Origin of the sequence: Christensenella sp. MSJ-20, from assembly GCF_044357945.1 — a bacterium.
Taxonomy (GTDB): domain Bacteria; phylum Bacillota; class Clostridia; order Christensenellales; family QAND01; genus QAND01.
This window is the reverse complement of sequence record NZ_CP076563.1, coordinates 377,307-391,876: the sequence shown is the minus strand read 5'-3', so window position 1 is coordinate 391,876 and position 14,570 is coordinate 377,307. Positions and strand designations below refer to the sequence as shown.

Genomic DNA, 14,570 nt, shown 5'->3' with positions numbered 1-14,570 from the left:
AGCGTTGTTCTATGTTGGATTTTTTATTATACCATAGAACCATAGGGTTGAACGTCCAATTACCGAACCCTTTTGGCATATGCCTGGGCAAGCTGAATCAGAAATCCGCTTTTGGGAAAGGGAGCGAGGGCTTCCACCGCTCGATCGGTGTATTCCTGACAGAGCTGCCGGGCACCTTCTACGCCATAAAGGGTAACATAGGTGGTCTTATGGGCCTCTTGATCCTTATGAGGAGTCTTTCCCAGAACCTCGGCGCTTTGGGTGGCATCCAGTACATCGTCGGCGATTTGGAATGCAACGCCCAGGTTCTCCCCATAGGTACGGACTGCATGAAGGGAAAGGGCATCGGTAAAGCCGAAATGGGCGCCGGCTAGAAGCGCGCCCTTGATGAGGGCGCCGGTCTTGTTGCGATGAACCATCCGGAGCTCCTGCTCCCCTAGGGGCCGTCCTTCATTTTTGATATCCAGGGATTGGCCGTATACCATCCCTAGGGCGCCGCAACCATGGGCAATGGCTTGGGTGGCCAGCAAGCCGGGCCTGGGATCCTCCAGGGTGGAACAAGCGATGAGCATGGTCTCAAAGGCCCAGGACAAAAGGCCGTCTCCCGCCAGCACCGCCATATCCTCCCCGTAAACTACGTGGTTGGTGGGCCGTCCGCGGCGAAGGGAATCGTTGTCCATACAGGGGAGGTCATCGTGGATTAGGCTATACGTATGGATCATCTCCACAGCGCCGGCGAAGGGTAACGCATCGCCGATGACGCCATCCGCCAAATCACAAGCGGCTAAGGTGAGAACGGGCCGCAGCAGCTTGCCGCCGCCAAATAGACTATATGCCATGGCGTCCCGCAGCTCCCCCTCGGGGAGCCCCATAAGGGAGGCGTGCAGGTATTCCTCGACCCGAAGGCGATAGGCGTCATAGCGGTTTTGATAGTCACTCATCGGCGTTTGCAAAGGGGATTTCCTCCTCCCCGGACGCCACGGAAATGCGGCTGCTTAGGGCGGATAGCTGTTTTTGCAAATCCTTGGCAAGGGCCATGCCGGCTTCGTAGATGGCTACGGATTCGTCAATGCCGGTTTTTCCGGCTTCCAGCTTCTCCACCATGGCTTCCAATTCCTTCAAGCGATCCTCCAATAGAGGCTGTTTTTCCTGATCCATTCCCGCTGGCTCCTTTCAAAAAACAAGAGAATTTATGGATTGCATTTTCCGTCCCAGCTATCTTGTCGCTGCTATGTTGATAAACTGTGGATCTATTGTGGAAAAAGTGTTGATAGACGATCTAGTTCTCCAGGATGCTTCCGGTAAACATGGCCTCAGCGCGGCCATCCGCAAACACCACTTTGGCGCTCTGTCCCATGGTAACCTCTTTTGCCGATAGAATGGGCTGTTGCGCTTCATCCAAAATGGCGGCGTATCCACGGCTCAGCACCTCTTGGGGACTGAGGCCGGATAGACGCTTTATGAGGGAGTCCACCTGGGCGCTGGCTCGACTTAAAACCGTCAAGGTGTCCTTCCCCAGGGAGCGCTGCGCATAGTCCATCCGCTGGGTGTATTCGCTTAATAGGGATTCCGACCGGTGCATAGCCGCCGAGCGGGTCAGCGCATCGGTACGGCGGGACATTTCCTCCAATCGTCCCGAGACCAGCCGCCGGGCCTTGTTCATCTCCATACGCACCATACGGAGGATGGCCGCCATATCGGGACTGCAAAGCTCGGCAGCTGCGCTGGGAGTCGCGGCGCGGACGTCGGCGGCAAAATCGGCAATGGTAAAGTCGGTCTCATGGCCTACCGCTGACACCACGGGGATCTTGCTTGCTCGAATGGTTCGCGCTAGGGCTTCATCGTTGAATTCAAAGAGATCCTCCATGCTGCCGCCTCCCCGGCCTACGATGAGCACATCCACTCCGTCCCGTTCATTGAGCCATTGGATGCCCCGAATGATCTCCTGGGCTGATCCTGCGCCCTGTACCTTGGCGGGATATAGGAGGATGTCCACCCCTGGATTCCGACGACGGGATACGGTAATGATATCCCGAATCACCGCCCCCGTTGGAGAGGTGACCACGCCGATGCGTCGAGGATATTGGGGAAGCGGGCGTTTCTTTGAGGGATCAAATAGCCCTTCTTGTTCCAATCGTTCCTTGATCTCCAGATACCGCTGATAGAGCTCTCCCCTATCATCGATCTTTTCCATAGAGCGCAGGTTGAGCTGGTACTGGCCATCTTTTTTATAGAGGGTAACGCTGCCGAAACACCGAACCTTCATACCGTTTTCCAGCTTAAAGCCGATTCCGGCGGCATAGGAGCGGAACATTACGCAGCGAACGGCAGCGTTTTCATCCTTTAGGGTAAAATACAAGTGTCCCGAGGCGTTGGGACGAAAGCTGCTGACCTCGCCTGCGATGAGGAGGCCATTTAGCGCTTCATCCCGCTGAAAAAGCCCGGCAACGTAATCATTGAGCTGTGTTACCGAAAGACACATCTGTTCCATCAGGTCTTTGAGCATACTGCCTCCTTACACAATAGGGCGATTCCCACCCCGTTGTCGCTGCATAGTTTGGGTTGGCCAAACAGGATGGTGCAGCCGGCCAGTTCCTCCCCGATCACCTTACGGAGAATGGTGTTGGAGCAGACTCCTCCCGAGAACAATACGGTATTCAGGCCGGTATCCTCCACACAGTGACGGATACTCCGGCACAGGACTTTTCCGATGGAGCGGAACAGCCCGAGGGACAATTCTCCCGGATCGGCTCCTTGGCGGATATGCCGCTGAGCGGCGGTTTCCATGCCGGAAAAGCTAAACCGCGTCCCCATATCCCGGCTGCGGAATTCATAGGAAGAATTGGACACAGATTGGGCCAGGGCCTCCAGATGGGGGCCTGCAGGAAAGGGCAGCCCCAGAGCAACGCCTACCCGATCGATGGTCTGCCCTGCGCTGATGTCGCTGGTACCTCCCAGTACATCCACCAGATAGCCGGGTTTTTTGATGCGGAGAATCTCGGTGGTGCCTCCCGATACATGGAGAGCCAGATATTCATCGGGCAAATCGCTGCCATACTCCGCCGCTCGGACATGCCCCTGCTGATGGGAAAATCCAAAAGAAGGACAGTCTAGGGCCGCGGCCAGGGAGCGCCCCATGCTGGTTCCCGGCAAGAATACCGGCATATAGGAGCCCTCTTGAGTGGTGGGCGCATAGCTGTACCCCACCCCGGCAATCGCCGCTCCTCCCAGTTGATGAAGGGCCTCCATCAACTGGGAAACCAGTTGGGAAAGGGCTTTTACATGCAAAAAGACAGCCTCCTGCTGCCTTATGCCCACCGCTCCCTGGGCCACCGGGATGGGCGTGCGAAAATCCAGGATCCCGCCGTCCTCCAATGCAGCTGCTGCCGACGTGGTATAGCAGCTGGTATCAAAGCCCAGGTACGCTTTCATCCGTTTTTTCTCGCTCCTGTATCTGACGGTATACCCCGCCTAAAACGCCGTTGACATATCGTCCAGAATTTTCATCCCCGTATTTTTTGGCGATCTCAATGGCTTCATTGATAGCCACCTTGGGGGGCGTTTTGGTGGAGGCGCCATGGAGCAGCTCAAAGGTGGCGGTGCGTAAAGCCGCAAGATCGGTCTTGGCGATGCGCTCCAGCCGCCAATCCTTGCTGTTTTCCTCAATCAACCGATCCAGGGCGGCAATATTTTCTGTGACGCCGGAAAATAGCATGTCCGCAAAGCCCCTATCGGCGGAATCCAGCTCCACCTCCAAAAAGCACTGGTCCCCAGGGGCGGCACTGCCTCCCTGCTGCCAGGCGTATACCATGCATACGGCGGTATCCCTTGCTGTGGTTCGGCTCATAATTACTTCTCTTTCCCGCCTTCGACAAGATTTTTGATGAACTCATAGACCCGCTCACGGTTCTCCCGACGGGAGCCAAAATAGGCGCCCACGGCTACGAAAGCGGCGATCAAAAGGGTGGTAAAAAAGCCGTAGTTGATGATAAACAGGGCCAAAACCAACCCACACAGCCCGCCGATGATTTTACCGCGGTGCTGGTTATAGAACTGCCAGAAGTTGTTGTTGTCCATGGGTGCTCCTTCGATCGCTTATTTCCCGATGACGATATCGGTATTGATTTCCCCGATGCCGCAAGCATAGGAGAGGGTTTCCTTTATCCGGGCCTCCATCTCAGCGGCAGCTTCGGGAATGCTGACGCCGTCGGCCACCGTTGCACCGATCCGTACCTGATAAGGGCCTTCCGCCTGTTTGAGCACACTGCAGTTGGCGCCGGTGATGCTGGCACTGTTCTGGGCGGCTTTCTGCACAATGTCGTTTATGGCTTCGGTGGTGATCCGCACGTTGGGAGCGATCTCGATCAGGGTACGGGCTTCCGTGCTGGGCCGCAAGCTGCTGGCGTGGGCGGAGTCCATGCCGGCGGCTCCCCCGGTCCGGGCAAAGAGCACCTTAACGGCCAGGATGAACAAGAAAATGGACGCCACAACAGCCACGATTTTCAATACTACGTTGCTTTCGATGGTGATGATTGCCGACGCAAGATCCAGCATGGGAAGAACGCCTAAGCAAAATAGGATAACAAAGACGCTTAACGCCATGATGAGTAACATCAGAAGCGTCATGAACACGCGGTCGATTGCTTTCATTGGTAAACCTCCAAAGGGATGTATGGCAAAAGCCCCCCGCTGAATGGCAGGGGGCAAAATCCACCGGTTTTACTGGACGGGAATCTGGACGGAATCGCCCTCAACGGACTGATCTTCCTTCTTTTTTTCAAGGTCCACTCCCTGGACATGAATGTCCACCGATTTTACGGTAAGCCCCGTCATGGTCTCGATGCTGCTCTTCACATCGCCCTGAATTTTAGCGGTTACCTCGGGGATCTTCACGCCATAGGTAACGACGATGTTAAGATCCACCTCGCACTCCTGCTCGTTGATGGCCACCTTAACGCCCTTGGTAAGGTTTCTTCTCCCCAAGAGCTCTGCCATGCCGCTGACGATACCGCCGCTCATGCCCGCGACGCCAGGAACTTCCACGGTGGCAAGGCCGGCGATGGTAGCGATCACGTCGGTATTAAACGTAACCTTACCGGACTGTTCCTCCTGGATTGCAAATTCCATATCTTTCTCTGACATCATCAGCACCTCCGTTCAATTTTTCATAGGTATTATACCATCACGGGAATTTATTAACAAGGTTTCCCCCAGAAAACTAATTTTTCGGGAGTATCTTAATGTCTTCCGCCGCGACGCCGGTCTCCCTGCGGACGATTTCCATAATCTGGGAGGCCTGGGCTGAAGTAAGGGCTTCGGTGTTATTCACCACCACATTGACGCTGTTGTTCTGCACGGTTACAATGCAATCGGTAAAGCCCTTGGCTTTGATGAGTCCCTCTACCAGCAATTCCTTTTCCATGGCGGTGGTGAGGGCCATCTTCTGCTCCTGGGCGTCCTTGAGGGTTTCGGCGTCGGTTTTCTCGCTGCCGATGATCTCGTTTAAGTAGGTCATTTCCTTATCCCGGGTGGCGGTTCGTTCCGCACGATAGTTGGTAAAGAAGTTGGCGCTGGCCGAGGTGGCGGCTCCTTCCTCGGACTGCTGCTCCTGGGTGGGCGTTTCAGAGGGCTTTAGGGCAATGGGTTGCGTTTCCCCCGTGATGCTGTTGAGCCGCATATTGATGATGCCGGTGAGGCACAGGGCAGCCACCAGCCCCAGGAATACCCAATGCCGTTTTTCCAACCTGATTTTCTTGAAGTGTACTTTCATGTTCCGTTTCCTCCCCGTCAATTCATTTCAAATACTTCCACTTTATTCAAAGGCACGTTTAGCGCCGTTTGAGCCGCTTTGATCAGGGCCATCCTAACCTCAACGTTTTGGGCTCCCTGGGCCACGATGATGACCCCTACCACCTCGGGGCGTTTTTCAGAGAGTAGAACGGTGCCATCCTGCTGGGTCACTGGGTTTTTGGATTCCGACTCATTTCTCGTGGTCCGCGTGGTGCCGGAAACGCTGGTTTCCTCGGAACTCTGTACGCTGGAATCGCTGTTGTAAGCGGGAACCAACTCGCTGCCGCCGGCATAGGTGATCATCACCTGCACCTCCCCTACCCCGCTGATCCTGCTGAGGATATTGCGCAGTCTGTCTTCCTCGTCCAGATAGTTATAAACGGCGGCCTCCTGGCTGGAAGAATCCACAGCCGGGCTCTCATTTTTCTCTCCGTTTCCTGAAAAGGTGGATAGATAGAGTAGTACCATGGCCAGGATGATGATGACTCCAATGACCACCTCCATCTTTTTCCGGTCCAGGCTGCCCAACAGCTTGCCCTTGATCTCCGGACGCTTTTTCCCTTGGTTCTCCACTGTTTCTACCCCCTACACCTATTTCTATTTCCCTCTGGGACAATAAATTCATATTTGTTGCACTAATTTTATAAGCGGGCTCAGCATCTCCAGCACGAGGGCCAGGCCCAGGCCTACCCGGGCGAATTTCTTGATGCTTCCACTGGGCAGGATGCCTTCGCATAGGGTGACGATCACCGCGACCAGTGCGATGTGAAATCCCCATTCCAATATGGCTTTCATAGCTCACCTCATCATGATGTTGACGTTGCTGGCGCCTACGACCAGAGACACTAGAATGAACATCATCGCCCCCAGGGCCAGAATGCTAACGTACAAGAGGGTCATAACCCCGGAGATATCCGAAAGGCATTTATAGATACGCTTTTCCCCAAAGGGTTCGATGATGGCAGCTGCCAGGTTCATCATCAGAGAGAGGGATGCGATGGTCAGAACCGGAGACAGTACGCTGACTGCGATCATCAGGGTGCCCACGATGCCGATCCCATTTTTAATCACCAGAGAACAACCGATGAGGGTATCCACCGTATCGGAAAACATGCCGCCTACGATGGGTACGAATTTGTCGATGGCAAACTTTGCGGTGCGGAGAGTGACGCCATCGATGGTGGAGCCAGCCATTCCCTGGAGGGCGGTAACCCCCAGGAATACCACAAACACCACGCTGATGCTCCATCCGGCGATCTTTTTTACAAAGGCGGCCATTTTGCCAATCTGCACCCGCTCGCTGATATTGCTGACCATGATCATGACTCCGCTGATGAGTACCATGGGTAGGATGGCATTTTTAATGAACAACCCTATACCGCCGGTAAGCACCGCCATGGCCGGTGAAAATACTGCCCCTGACATACTTCCGCCCATCGCGGTAAGAAGCAGCAGCAGGATGGGAAACACCGCGCTGATGACGCCACTCATGGCGTCGATGGCGTCCCGGGCCACCCCTACCACCGAATAGAGAAGCTGAGCTAGGATTGCGATGATCAATAGATAGGACACCATACCCGCGGCATCCGCCACCCCCTGTGAGGAAAAGGAGGGTTTCAACACTCCCAGTATGGCGCTGATCACCGCCAGGAGCAGAATTCGGAGCAGAATGCCGGCGTTCTTGCGGAAGGCATCCACCGCCGAGGCGAAGATCAGCTTTAAAATGCCCCAGATGTCCAGCTTCAGCTCTCCCTGAGAGGCCTTCATTACCGCTTCCCGGACGCTGGCGCCCAGAAGCTGGTATCCCGGTTCTCCCAGCCCGTTCAAAGCGGAATCCATTTGGGAAAAATCCAATCCGTTTAATACGTCTCCATATACTCGGTCCCATTCCTCCCGAGCGGCCAGATCCGTCTCCTCCTCATCCTCCTGGGCAAGCACGGCAAAGGCAGGACATCCCAGCATCAAAATGCACGCCAGGAGAAAGACCCATAGCCGCTTCATAGCTGTACCATCCCATGGAGTACGCTGATGATCTGGCCAATAATGGGAACGCACAAAAGGAAGATGGAGATTTTGCCAAAAAGCTCGATCTTCTTTGCGATGCTGGCTTCCCCTGCGTCCTTACAGGTGGCCACGCCAAATTCGCTGATATAGGCCATGGCGGTGATCTTAAACACCGTTTTTAGCATGTCCCCATCCATGCCGAACTGTCCGGCCATTGTTTTGAGCCCATCCATCAGCTCCAGTGCCTGAGGGATGGCCATGATAAGGATGATGGCGCCGGTGGCCAGGGAGACCGGCAGGGCTAATTCGGGCTTGACCTGTTTTAGGACCATGGCCAGCACGGTGCCCAGAATACCGATGGCGATAATTTTTAACATGGAGGGCTCTCCTTAGTAGATATCAAAGATGCGTTTGACGCTTTCAAATAGGTCGCTGATCAGATCCATCACCATAAACAGTGCCAAGATCAGGCCGGCAATGGTTACCATGGTGGCCATATCGTCCCGTCCGGCCCGGGTAAGGAGCTGGTTTAGGATGGCCACGATGATGCCGATGGCCGCCAAGCGAAACACAAGATCGATGCTCATTGGTATCCTCCCCTTATACAAGCAGTACCACGGCGGCGGCGCCCAAGAGAAGCCCCATGGACTGGTATAGCTTTGCGTTCTTTTCCTTTTGTTCCTGAGCCGAAGCCGCGGCGTCTCGTAGCCGGTCCCTGCCATGGCTTAGAGCGCTCTTCTGTCCCTGCTGATCCCTGCCCATACCCTCGAAGATCTCAAGGAGGATTTCCCGGTCCATGGCGGTTAGGCTAGCATAGTTTGGCGCGTTCAGCTCCTGCTCTGCCGCTTGCCGCGGGGAAAGCCTAGGATCCTTCTCCATGGATTTTCCCATCCCATAAAAAAGGCAGGATACTGCGTCGTCATGTCCAGCTCCTAAATGAACGAGGGCGAGATGCAGCGGTTCTCCGTAATAGATAAGCCGGTTTTCAAGGCCCAAAATGCCGGAATGAAGCTGATTGAGCAGGAGCGGACGCCTTTTATAGGGCGCAGCTAGGCAATACCCGCCCAGACAGCAGGCCGCAAAGATCAAAATAAGCGCAAGAAGTTTCATCATCGGTAGGCGTCCTTGGAATAGATGAGATTGAGGCTTTCGTTTAGGACTTCCTTAACGGTTCCTGGCCGATCTCCCAGAATAAAATACCGGCTGAAAGCTCCCTGCTCCACCAGAGCTCGAATGTCGCTTCGCCGTAAGACATCGTCGATATCCGTTCCATGCGCCGAGGCGATGACTTTCACACCGGAAAACAAGGCGTTCATCACGGCAGCGCTGTCCGCCGCACCGCCCAACTCATCGGTAACGATCACCTGGGGAGAGAGGGAGCGAAGCGCCATGGTCATTCCCTGGGATTTAGGGCATCCGTCCAGAACATCGGTGCGCTGTCCCACATCCATCTGTGGGACCCCTTGATGGCAGGAAGCGATCTCACAGCGTTCATCCACCACACAGACCCGTTTTCCGCCCGCGCCAAAGATTCCATCGCTTACCTGCCGGGCGATGTCCCGGAGCATTGTGGTCTTCCCCATCATGGGTGGAGAGATAATTAGGCTGCTGTGGACATCCGTTCCATCATGGAGGTAGGCCAAGGCAAAGTCTCCGCAGCCCTTGACCTCCCGCGCGATCCGAATGCACAGGGAGGAACATTCTGCCATGGAGGCAATTTCTCCGCCCCGCACCACTGTGCGGCCTCCAACCCCAACTCGGTTTCCACCGGGAAGGGTGAGATATCCGCTCCGTAGCTCCTCCTCATAGGCGTAGATGGAATGCCGGCACAGCCCCAAAAAGGTTTCTCGTAGTTCCTGGGCCTCAATAATTACGGCATCCTTGGGCAGGCTTTGAAATCCTCCATCCCTGCTCAAAAACACGTCCCCCTGCGCCATAGTAAAAGCAATGGGCCGCTGCGCCCGAAGCCGTATCTCATCCACCCGCCGAATGATCTCATCCCCCGTGTTTTCCAAGAGAACGGAGATGCGGGGAGGCAGCAGCTCCAGAATTGCGCGCAGTCTTTCTTTGGTAAGCATCCCCTTGTCCCTCCTTTGTTTGTTCCATGTATATGAAGGGCAAATGTGAATTATCACAGGAAGAAGAAAAAATGGGACAAGTAAGTTTTCCTTGACTTGAACGTTACGGAAAGGTTTACAATGCAACCGATGGGAGGGAAAGCAGCATGACATATACCGTAAAGGAGTTGGCAGAGTTGGCGGGGATCAGTACTCGAACCCTGCGCTATTACGACGGCATCGGTTTGCTGCCGCCCCAGAAAACCACGGAAGCGGGATACCGCCTTTATGGCGAAAGTCAGGTGGACCGGCTACAGCAGATTCTGTTTTACCGAGCTTTGGGGCTGGAGCTAAAGGAGATCAAGGCGGCCCTGGATGACCCGCAGTACTGCCGCTTGCGGGCGCTTCAGGGGCATTTGGCTGGGCTCAAAGAAAAGCGGGACGCTCTTGACCGAATGATCGCTACGGTGGAACGGACCATTTCAAAGGAGAAGGGAGAAAGCACAATGAGCGACATTGAAAAGTTTGAAGGGTTTAAGAAAAAGATGATACAGGAGAATGAGAAGGCCTACGGGGCGGAGGTTCGAGAACGATATGGGAGCCATGCGATGGAAGAGAGCAACGCCAAGATGATGAATCTAACCTTGGAGGAATACGCGCGCCTACAGGATCTTGGCAAAGAGATCAATCGCCGTCTTACGGCAGCTGTCCGGCAGGGCCTTTCCCCGGACGGCCAGGAAGGCATGGAGATTGCCGCGCTTCACAAGCAGTGGTTGGGAGCCATGTGGCCCCGTTACGAGCGGGAAGCACACGTAGCTTTGGCGGAGGGATATGTGTGCGATCCGCGGTTTACCGCATACTACGACGAAGATCAGCCGGGGTGCGCTGTGTTTCTGCGGGATGCCATCCGTTTTCACATCCAGGTGATCTAAAACAAAAAGGCCCCAGCAAAAGCTGGGGCCTTTTACGATTTGTTTTATTCCTCTTCCTCGGTATCAGGGAAAATTTCCTGATTGCAAACGGGACAGACCAGTTCCCCATCGATGATGGCGTCCTGATCAAAATAGATGGTCTCATTGCAATGGGGACAGACGATTTCCAGGAAATCCTCATCCTCACAGCCGCAATCGCACTCGTCCTCGCCGTAGAGCTCGTCCTCTACCTCGCTTAGATCGATGTCGAGCTCATCCACACGCTCGTCCAGCTCAGCGACCATTTCATCCATTTCGTCCATGGCCTGGGCCATGTCCTCTAAAACCTCCACGATCTTGCCGATCATCTTGCCCTCGGGGGTGGCATCGCCGATGCCCAGGCCCTCCATCAAACCATTCAGATAGGCAACCTTTTCCGATACATAGCTCATTTTCGTATCCTCCTCTGGTGGGATCCATGGCGCTAGGCGTTACGCCCGGCTCATGTACTCCCCGGTGCGGGTATCCACCCGGATGATCTCGCCCTGGTCGATAAACATGGGCACCTGTACCACAGCTCCGGTTTCCAGGGTAGCGGGCTTGGTGCCGGCGGTAGCGGTATCACCCTTGAAGCCGGGATCGGTCTGGGTGACCTCCAGCTCCACGAAGTTCGGGGGTTCCACCGAAAAAGCACTACCTTTAAAGAACTTCACCTGAACGTCCATGTTCTCCTTGATGAACTTCAACGCGTCCTCCACCAAATCCTTGGACAGGGGCAGCTGCTCATAGGTTTCGTTGTCCATGAAGTAGTAAAGATCCCCATCGGCATATAGATACTGCATGTCCTTGCTTTCCACATGGGCGCGGGGCATCCGCTCGGTGGGGTTAAAGGTGCGCTCGAGCACGTTGCCGGTAACCACGTTTTTGATCTTGGTGCGTACAAAAGCCGCCCCTTTGCCGGGCTTCACATGCTGGAAATCCACGATCACCCATACGCCGTCATCGATTTCCACGGTGATGCCTTTACGAAACTCGCCTGCTGATATCATTGTTTACCTCCAACTTGGGTTTTGAAACTGGTTGTAACTCTATCACAGTATTATAAGCTCTTTTGGCGTACTCGTAAAGTTCCGATATCCATCTTCCGTTATACATACGGTATCCTCGATGCGCACGCCGAATTTTCCGGGCAAATAGATGCCTGGCTCCACGCTGATACAAATGCCGGGCACAAGGTTTTCGTGGCATTGGGGACTAAACCGAGGCTCCTCATGCACCTCCAGGCCAAAACTATGGCCCAGCCCATGGCCAAAGTATTCTCCATAGCCCATATCGCTGATATAGCCCCGAGCGGCAGTATCCACATCAAAGCAATTTACCCCGGGCGCGATCAGATCCAGGGCACGGCGCTGGGCTTCCAAAACGATGCGATACACCTCGGCCATCTCCTCGCTGGGCTGTCCTACCGCCACAGTGCGGGTCATATCGGAGCAATAGCCGTTGTATACGCATCCGAAATCCATGGTGATAAAGTCTCCCCGCTGGATGACCCGGTTGCTGAGTACCGCATGGGGCATGCTACCGTTTTCTCCGCTGGCTACGATAGTATTAAAGGAGGTGATACAGCCGCTCTTGGCCATGCGGTATCCAATCTCCGCGGCGATATCATATTCACAGATGCCAGGACGAATGATGCCCAATACCTCCTGGAAGGCCAACTCCGCCGTCCGCTGAGCCGTAGCGATACAGCTTATCTCATACTCGTCCTTACTAGCACGAATCCGCTCTACCAATCCACCGCAAGGTATTAGCTCTATACCGGGAAGATCCCGTTTGGCACCTGCCGCCCAGTCCACCGTCATCCGGTCGGACTCGAAACCGATTCGTTTCACCCCAAGAGCCTCCGCCGCCTCCCGTATGCTGCCAAACATGCTTAAAAACTGGGAGGTCATAACGACTTCGTAATCGGGAGCTTGGCGGCCTGCTTGTTCCTTATAGCGGAAATCCGTTACCAGAAGCCGCTTTTCCGGGTGAATGAAAAGAATTCCGTTGCTGCCGGAAAACCCGCTCAAATACCGGCGGTTTTGGGAGCTGGCGATGAGCATGGCGTCCACGCCCTGGCCGCTTAGCGCGGTCAACAGCTGATTGACTCTTGAATTCATAGGGACTCCTCCTTTGTTCTCCGATAGATTTCTTGAAATAGCGCGGCATCTTCCGCCATTCTGCCTGCCGATTCGCAGATGATGGTAGGCGTTAAATTCCATTTGACAATCTGACGGGCTAAGGGACCAAAATCGGGCCCGTATTCCGTGACTCCATAATTATGATGCCGCTTTTCCCCGGCCTTTGTGTACTCGATATTGGAAAAATGAACGTGCATAATCCGGGTGCGCTCCAGGCCGATTGCATCGATCATCTCCTGGATGATCCTGGCGGTAGCTTCATCGCCCTGGTCGGTTCCCAGGGAGCGGGCGTACAGATGACCGAAATCCACACAGGGGATCAGGCGCTCATCCAAGCGGCAGAATGATAGGGTTTCATCAAGATCGCCGATCTGAGATAGCTTCCCCATGGTCTCGGGACAGAGGATAATATGCCCCAGGCCCAGCTGATCCAGCTCCGAAAGGGCCGCTTTTATGCCCAATTTGATTCGCTCCACCGCAGCAGCGCGGTCCTTCCCCGCTACTCCTGGGTGAAACACCACTCTCCGGCCGTCCATATAATCACACCGGATAGCCGTTTCCCGCAAATGCCGCAAACTGTTCTCCTGTTTTTCCGGTTCGGGCGCGCCAAAATTAATATAGTAGGGCGCATGACAACTGGGCAGAATTCCATATTTCCGAAACTCCTCCCCTAGCTTTCGGGCGGTGTCCTCCCGAAGCCGCACTCCGTGCCCAAAACTGTATTCATAAGCGGTCAATCCCATTTCAGAAAGCCATGCCGGCTGTTCTAGGGTGGATTTATGCCCCGCGTCATAAAAGCTCTGGGAATTACCCGCTGGGCCAAAACGTATCAACTCATCACATCCTTGACCATCCCAGTATATCGGGTATCCCGAATTTTCACAAGTATTCCAGCTATTGGATGGCTTCTAAAAGTTTAGCCAAAGCCTTTTTTTCAATGCGGCTCACGTAGGAACGAGAGATCCCCAACCGGGTTGCGATCTCCCTCTGGGTCATACACTGGCCGTTATAAAGACCATATCGAAGCTGGACTATGGTTCGCTCTCTCTTTGTCAGGCTGGTCTCAATCGCCTGGTATAGCCGCTCCACTTCAAGGCTCAGCTCCGCCCGTTTTTCCACATCATCCCGGGGCGTTCCCAGAATCTCGCTTAACAACACTTGATTCCCGTGCTTATCAGCGCCAATGGCCTCCTCCATGGGCGTTTCTCCCCGGGTTTTCCGCTCCATTCGCACCGACATGAGAATCTCGTTTTCAATACAGCGGGCGGCATAGGTTCCAAGGGACTTTCCGCTCTCGGGATTATAGGTGTTTACCGCCTTGATAAGCCCGATGGTTCCGATGGAAATCACATCATCCATATCCCGGCCATTGCCCATGTATTTCTTCGCGATGTGGGCAATCAAGCGCATATTGTGTTCGATGAGCTGATTTTTTGCCTCCTGATCTCCCTCCATATAGCGCTGGATGCATGCGCGCTCCTCCTCCGGTGAAAGAGGCTTCTTGAAAGCCGTCCCGCCCGAGATATAGGACACAAAAGGCAGCAATTCCAGCAGCAGATGCAGGCATTCCATAATCATGGTTTTATACCTCCCAATGCAAATAAGGGAGCCTAGTCAACGACTGG

At 54.5% G+C, this 14,570-nt stretch carries 22 protein-coding genes; 1 reads left to right on the top strand and 21 read right to left on the bottom strand.

Annotated elements, in window-relative coordinates:
- Positions 1-59: 59 nt before the first annotated feature.
- The 16 genes from KP626_RS01990 to spoIIIAA form a co-directional block, all read right to left on the bottom strand.
- Positions 60-953, bottom strand: coding sequence for a polyprenyl synthetase family protein (locus KP626_RS01990; protein ID WP_395977847.1), 894 nt, complete (start codon positions 951-953; stop codon positions 60-62).
- Complete coding sequence (xseB, locus tag KP626_RS01985; RefSeq protein WP_395977845.1) at positions 934-1,158, bottom strand: exodeoxyribonuclease VII small subunit; 225 nt, start codon at positions 1,156-1,158, stop codon at positions 934-936. Before xseB ends, KP626_RS01990 begins: the two co-directional genes overlap by 20 nt.
- Positions 1,159-1,279: 121 nt before the next feature.
- A complete protein-coding gene (gene xseA, locus KP626_RS01980) occupies positions 1,280-2,506 on the bottom strand; it encodes an exodeoxyribonuclease VII large subunit (RefSeq protein WP_395977843.1) in 1,227 nt (408 codons plus the stop codon).
- On the bottom strand, positions 2,491-3,432 hold the full coding sequence (locus KP626_RS01975) for an O-sialoglycoprotein endopeptidase (protein ID WP_395977841.1): 942 nt from the start codon (positions 3,430-3,432) through the stop codon (positions 2,491-2,493). Before KP626_RS01975 ends, xseA begins: the two co-directional genes overlap by 16 nt.
- Positions 3,410-3,847, bottom strand: a complete 438-nt coding sequence (gene nusB / locus KP626_RS01970) for a transcription antitermination factor NusB (protein ID WP_395977839.1) — start codon at positions 3,845-3,847, stop codon at positions 3,410-3,412. Before nusB ends, KP626_RS01975 begins: the two co-directional genes overlap by 23 nt.
- Before the next feature lie 2 nt (positions 3,848-3,849).
- Complete coding sequence (locus KP626_RS01965) at positions 3,850-4,077, bottom strand: DUF2273 domain-containing protein (protein ID WP_395977837.1); 228 nt, start codon at positions 4,075-4,077, stop codon at positions 3,850-3,852.
- 18 nt (positions 4,078-4,095) lie between these two features.
- The gene (locus KP626_RS01960; RefSeq protein ID WP_395977835.1) at positions 4,096-4,650 is read right to left on the bottom strand and encodes a hypothetical protein; all 555 of its coding nucleotides are present in this window, start codon (positions 4,648-4,650) and stop codon (positions 4,096-4,098) included.
- Positions 4,651-4,719: 69 nt separating this feature from the next.
- Complete coding sequence (locus tag KP626_RS01955; RefSeq protein ID WP_395977833.1) at positions 4,720-5,145, bottom strand: Asp23/Gls24 family envelope stress response protein; 426 nt, start codon at positions 5,143-5,145, stop codon at positions 4,720-4,722.
- Positions 5,146-5,218: 73 nt separating this feature from the next.
- A complete protein-coding gene (locus tag KP626_RS01950; protein ID WP_395977831.1) occupies positions 5,219-5,770 on the bottom strand; it encodes a SpoIIIAH-like family protein in 552 nt (183 codons plus the stop codon).
- A gap of 17 nt (positions 5,771-5,787) precedes the next feature.
- Positions 5,788-6,363 carry a hypothetical protein gene (locus KP626_RS01945; RefSeq protein ID WP_395977829.1) on the bottom strand — a complete coding sequence of 192 codons (576 nt, stop codon included), beginning with the start codon at positions 6,361-6,363 and terminating at the stop codon, positions 5,788-5,790.
- Between the two features lie 48 nt (positions 6,364-6,411).
- Positions 6,412-6,585 carry a stage III sporulation protein AF gene (locus tag KP626_RS01940; protein WP_395977827.1) on the bottom strand — a complete coding sequence of 58 codons (174 nt, stop codon included), beginning with the start codon at positions 6,583-6,585 and terminating at the stop codon, positions 6,412-6,414.
- Positions 6,586-6,588: 3 nt separating this feature from the next.
- Positions 6,589-7,791 carry a stage III sporulation protein AE gene (spoIIIAE, locus tag KP626_RS01935; RefSeq protein WP_395977825.1) on the bottom strand — a complete coding sequence of 401 codons (1,203 nt, stop codon included), beginning with the start codon at positions 7,789-7,791 and terminating at the stop codon, positions 6,589-6,591.
- Positions 7,788-8,171, bottom strand: coding sequence for a SpoIIIAC/SpoIIIAD family protein (locus tag KP626_RS01930; protein WP_395977823.1), 384 nt, complete (start codon positions 8,169-8,171; stop codon positions 7,788-7,790). The genes spoIIIAE and KP626_RS01930 overlap by 4 nt, the downstream gene beginning before the upstream one ends.
- Before the next feature lie 12 nt (positions 8,172-8,183).
- Entirely contained in the window at positions 8,184-8,381 is a 198-nt protein-coding gene (gene spoIIIAC / locus KP626_RS01925) for a stage III sporulation protein AC (RefSeq protein ID WP_395977821.1), read from the bottom strand.
- A 13-nt stretch (positions 8,382-8,394) separates the two neighbouring features.
- A complete protein-coding gene (locus KP626_RS01920) occupies positions 8,395-8,907 on the bottom strand; it encodes a hypothetical protein (protein ID WP_395977819.1) in 513 nt (170 codons plus the stop codon).
- Positions 8,904-9,872 carry a stage III sporulation protein AA gene (gene spoIIIAA, locus KP626_RS01915; protein WP_395977817.1) on the bottom strand — a complete coding sequence of 323 codons (969 nt, stop codon included), beginning with the start codon at positions 9,870-9,872 and terminating at the stop codon, positions 8,904-8,906. Before spoIIIAA ends, KP626_RS01920 begins: the two co-directional genes overlap by 4 nt.
- Before the next feature lie 146 nt (positions 9,873-10,018).
- On the opposite strand from spoIIIAA, the gene KP626_RS01910 reads away from it, so the two are divergent.
- Positions 10,019-10,783, top strand: a complete 765-nt coding sequence (locus tag KP626_RS01910; protein ID WP_395977815.1) for a MerR family transcriptional regulator — start codon at positions 10,019-10,021, stop codon at positions 10,781-10,783.
- 44 nt (positions 10,784-10,827) lie between these two features.
- Here KP626_RS01910 and KP626_RS01905 read toward each other — a convergent pair whose 3' ends face one another.
- The 5 genes from KP626_RS01905 to sigK form a co-directional block, all read right to left on the bottom strand.
- Positions 10,828-11,214, bottom strand: a complete 387-nt coding sequence (locus KP626_RS01905) for a CD1247 N-terminal domain-containing protein (RefSeq protein ID WP_395977813.1) — start codon at positions 11,212-11,214, stop codon at positions 10,828-10,830.
- Positions 11,215-11,253: 39 nt separating this feature from the next.
- Entirely contained in the window at positions 11,254-11,811 is a 558-nt protein-coding gene (gene efp / locus KP626_RS01900) for an elongation factor P (protein WP_395977811.1), read from the bottom strand.
- Between the two features lie 42 nt (positions 11,812-11,853).
- The gene (locus KP626_RS01895; RefSeq protein ID WP_395977809.1) at positions 11,854-12,924 is read right to left on the bottom strand and encodes a M24 family metallopeptidase; all 1,071 of its coding nucleotides are present in this window, start codon (positions 12,922-12,924) and stop codon (positions 11,854-11,856) included.
- A complete protein-coding gene (locus KP626_RS01890; RefSeq protein ID WP_395977807.1) occupies positions 12,921-13,778 on the bottom strand; it encodes a TIM barrel protein in 858 nt (285 codons plus the stop codon). Before KP626_RS01890 ends, KP626_RS01895 begins: the two co-directional genes overlap by 4 nt.
- Positions 13,779-13,839: 61 nt before the next feature.
- Positions 13,840-14,523: an RNA polymerase sporulation sigma factor SigK gene (sigK, locus tag KP626_RS01885; protein ID WP_395977805.1), complete on the bottom strand. Its 684-nt coding sequence runs from the start codon at positions 14,521-14,523 to the stop codon at positions 13,840-13,842.
- Between the last annotated feature and the right edge of the window lie 47 nt (positions 14,524-14,570).

Coding starts and splice junctions, on each gene's coding strand:
- xseB (WP_395977845.1), bottom strand. CDS start 1,158: ATGGATCAGGAAAAACAGCCTCTATTGGAGGATCGCTTGAAGGAATTG.
- xseA (WP_395977843.1), bottom strand. CDS start 2,506: ATGCTCAAAGACCTGATGGAACAGATGTGTCTTTCGGTAACACAGCTC.
- KP626_RS01975 (WP_395977841.1), bottom strand. CDS start 3,432: ATGAAAGCGTACCTGGGCTTTGATACCAGCTGCTATACCACGTCGGCA.
- nusB (WP_395977839.1), bottom strand. CDS start 3,847: ATGAGCCGAACCACAGCAAGGGATACCGCCGTATGCATGGTATACGCC.
- KP626_RS01965 (WP_395977837.1), bottom strand. CDS start 4,077: ATGGACAACAACAACTTCTGGCAGTTCTATAACCAGCACCGCGGTAAA.
- KP626_RS01960 (WP_395977835.1), bottom strand. CDS start 4,650: ATGAAAGCAATCGACCGCGTGTTCATGACGCTTCTGATGTTACTCATC.
- KP626_RS01955 (WP_395977833.1), bottom strand. CDS start 5,145: ATGATGTCAGAGAAAGATATGGAATTTGCAATCCAGGAGGAACAGTCC.
- KP626_RS01950 (WP_395977831.1), bottom strand. CDS start 5,770: ATGAAAGTACACTTCAAGAAAATCAGGTTGGAAAAACGGCATTGGGTA.
- KP626_RS01940 (WP_395977827.1), bottom strand. CDS start 6,585: ATGAAAGCCATATTGGAATGGGGATTTCACATCGCACTGGTCGCGGTG.
- spoIIIAE (WP_395977825.1), bottom strand. CDS start 7,791: ATGAAGCGGCTATGGGTCTTTCTCCTGGCGTGCATTTTGATGCTGGGA.
- KP626_RS01930 (WP_395977823.1), bottom strand. CDS start 8,171: ATGTTAAAAATTATCGCCATCGGTATTCTGGGCACCGTGCTGGCCATG.
- spoIIIAC (WP_395977821.1), bottom strand. CDS start 8,381: ATGAGCATCGATCTTGTGTTTCGCTTGGCGGCCATCGGCATCATCGTG.
- KP626_RS01920 (WP_395977819.1), bottom strand. CDS start 8,907: ATGATGAAACTTCTTGCGCTTATTTTGATCTTTGCGGCCTGCTGTCTG.
- spoIIIAA (WP_395977817.1), bottom strand. CDS start 9,872: ATGCTTACCAAAGAAAGACTGCGCGCAATTCTGGAGCTGCTGCCTCCC.
- KP626_RS01910 (WP_395977815.1), top strand. CDS start 10,019: ATGACATATACCGTAAAGGAGTTGGCAGAGTTGGCGGGGATCAGTACT.
- KP626_RS01905 (WP_395977813.1), bottom strand. CDS start 11,214: ATGAGCTATGTATCGGAAAAGGTTGCCTATCTGAATGGTTTGATGGAG.
- efp (WP_395977811.1), bottom strand. CDS start 11,811: ATGATATCAGCAGGCGAGTTTCGTAAAGGCATCACCGTGGAAATCGAT.
- KP626_RS01895 (WP_395977809.1), bottom strand. CDS start 12,924: ATGAATTCAAGAGTCAATCAGCTGTTGACCGCGCTAAGCGGCCAGGGC.
- sigK (WP_395977805.1), bottom strand. CDS start 14,523: ATGATTATGGAATGCCTGCATCTGCTGCTGGAATTGCTGCCTTTTGTG.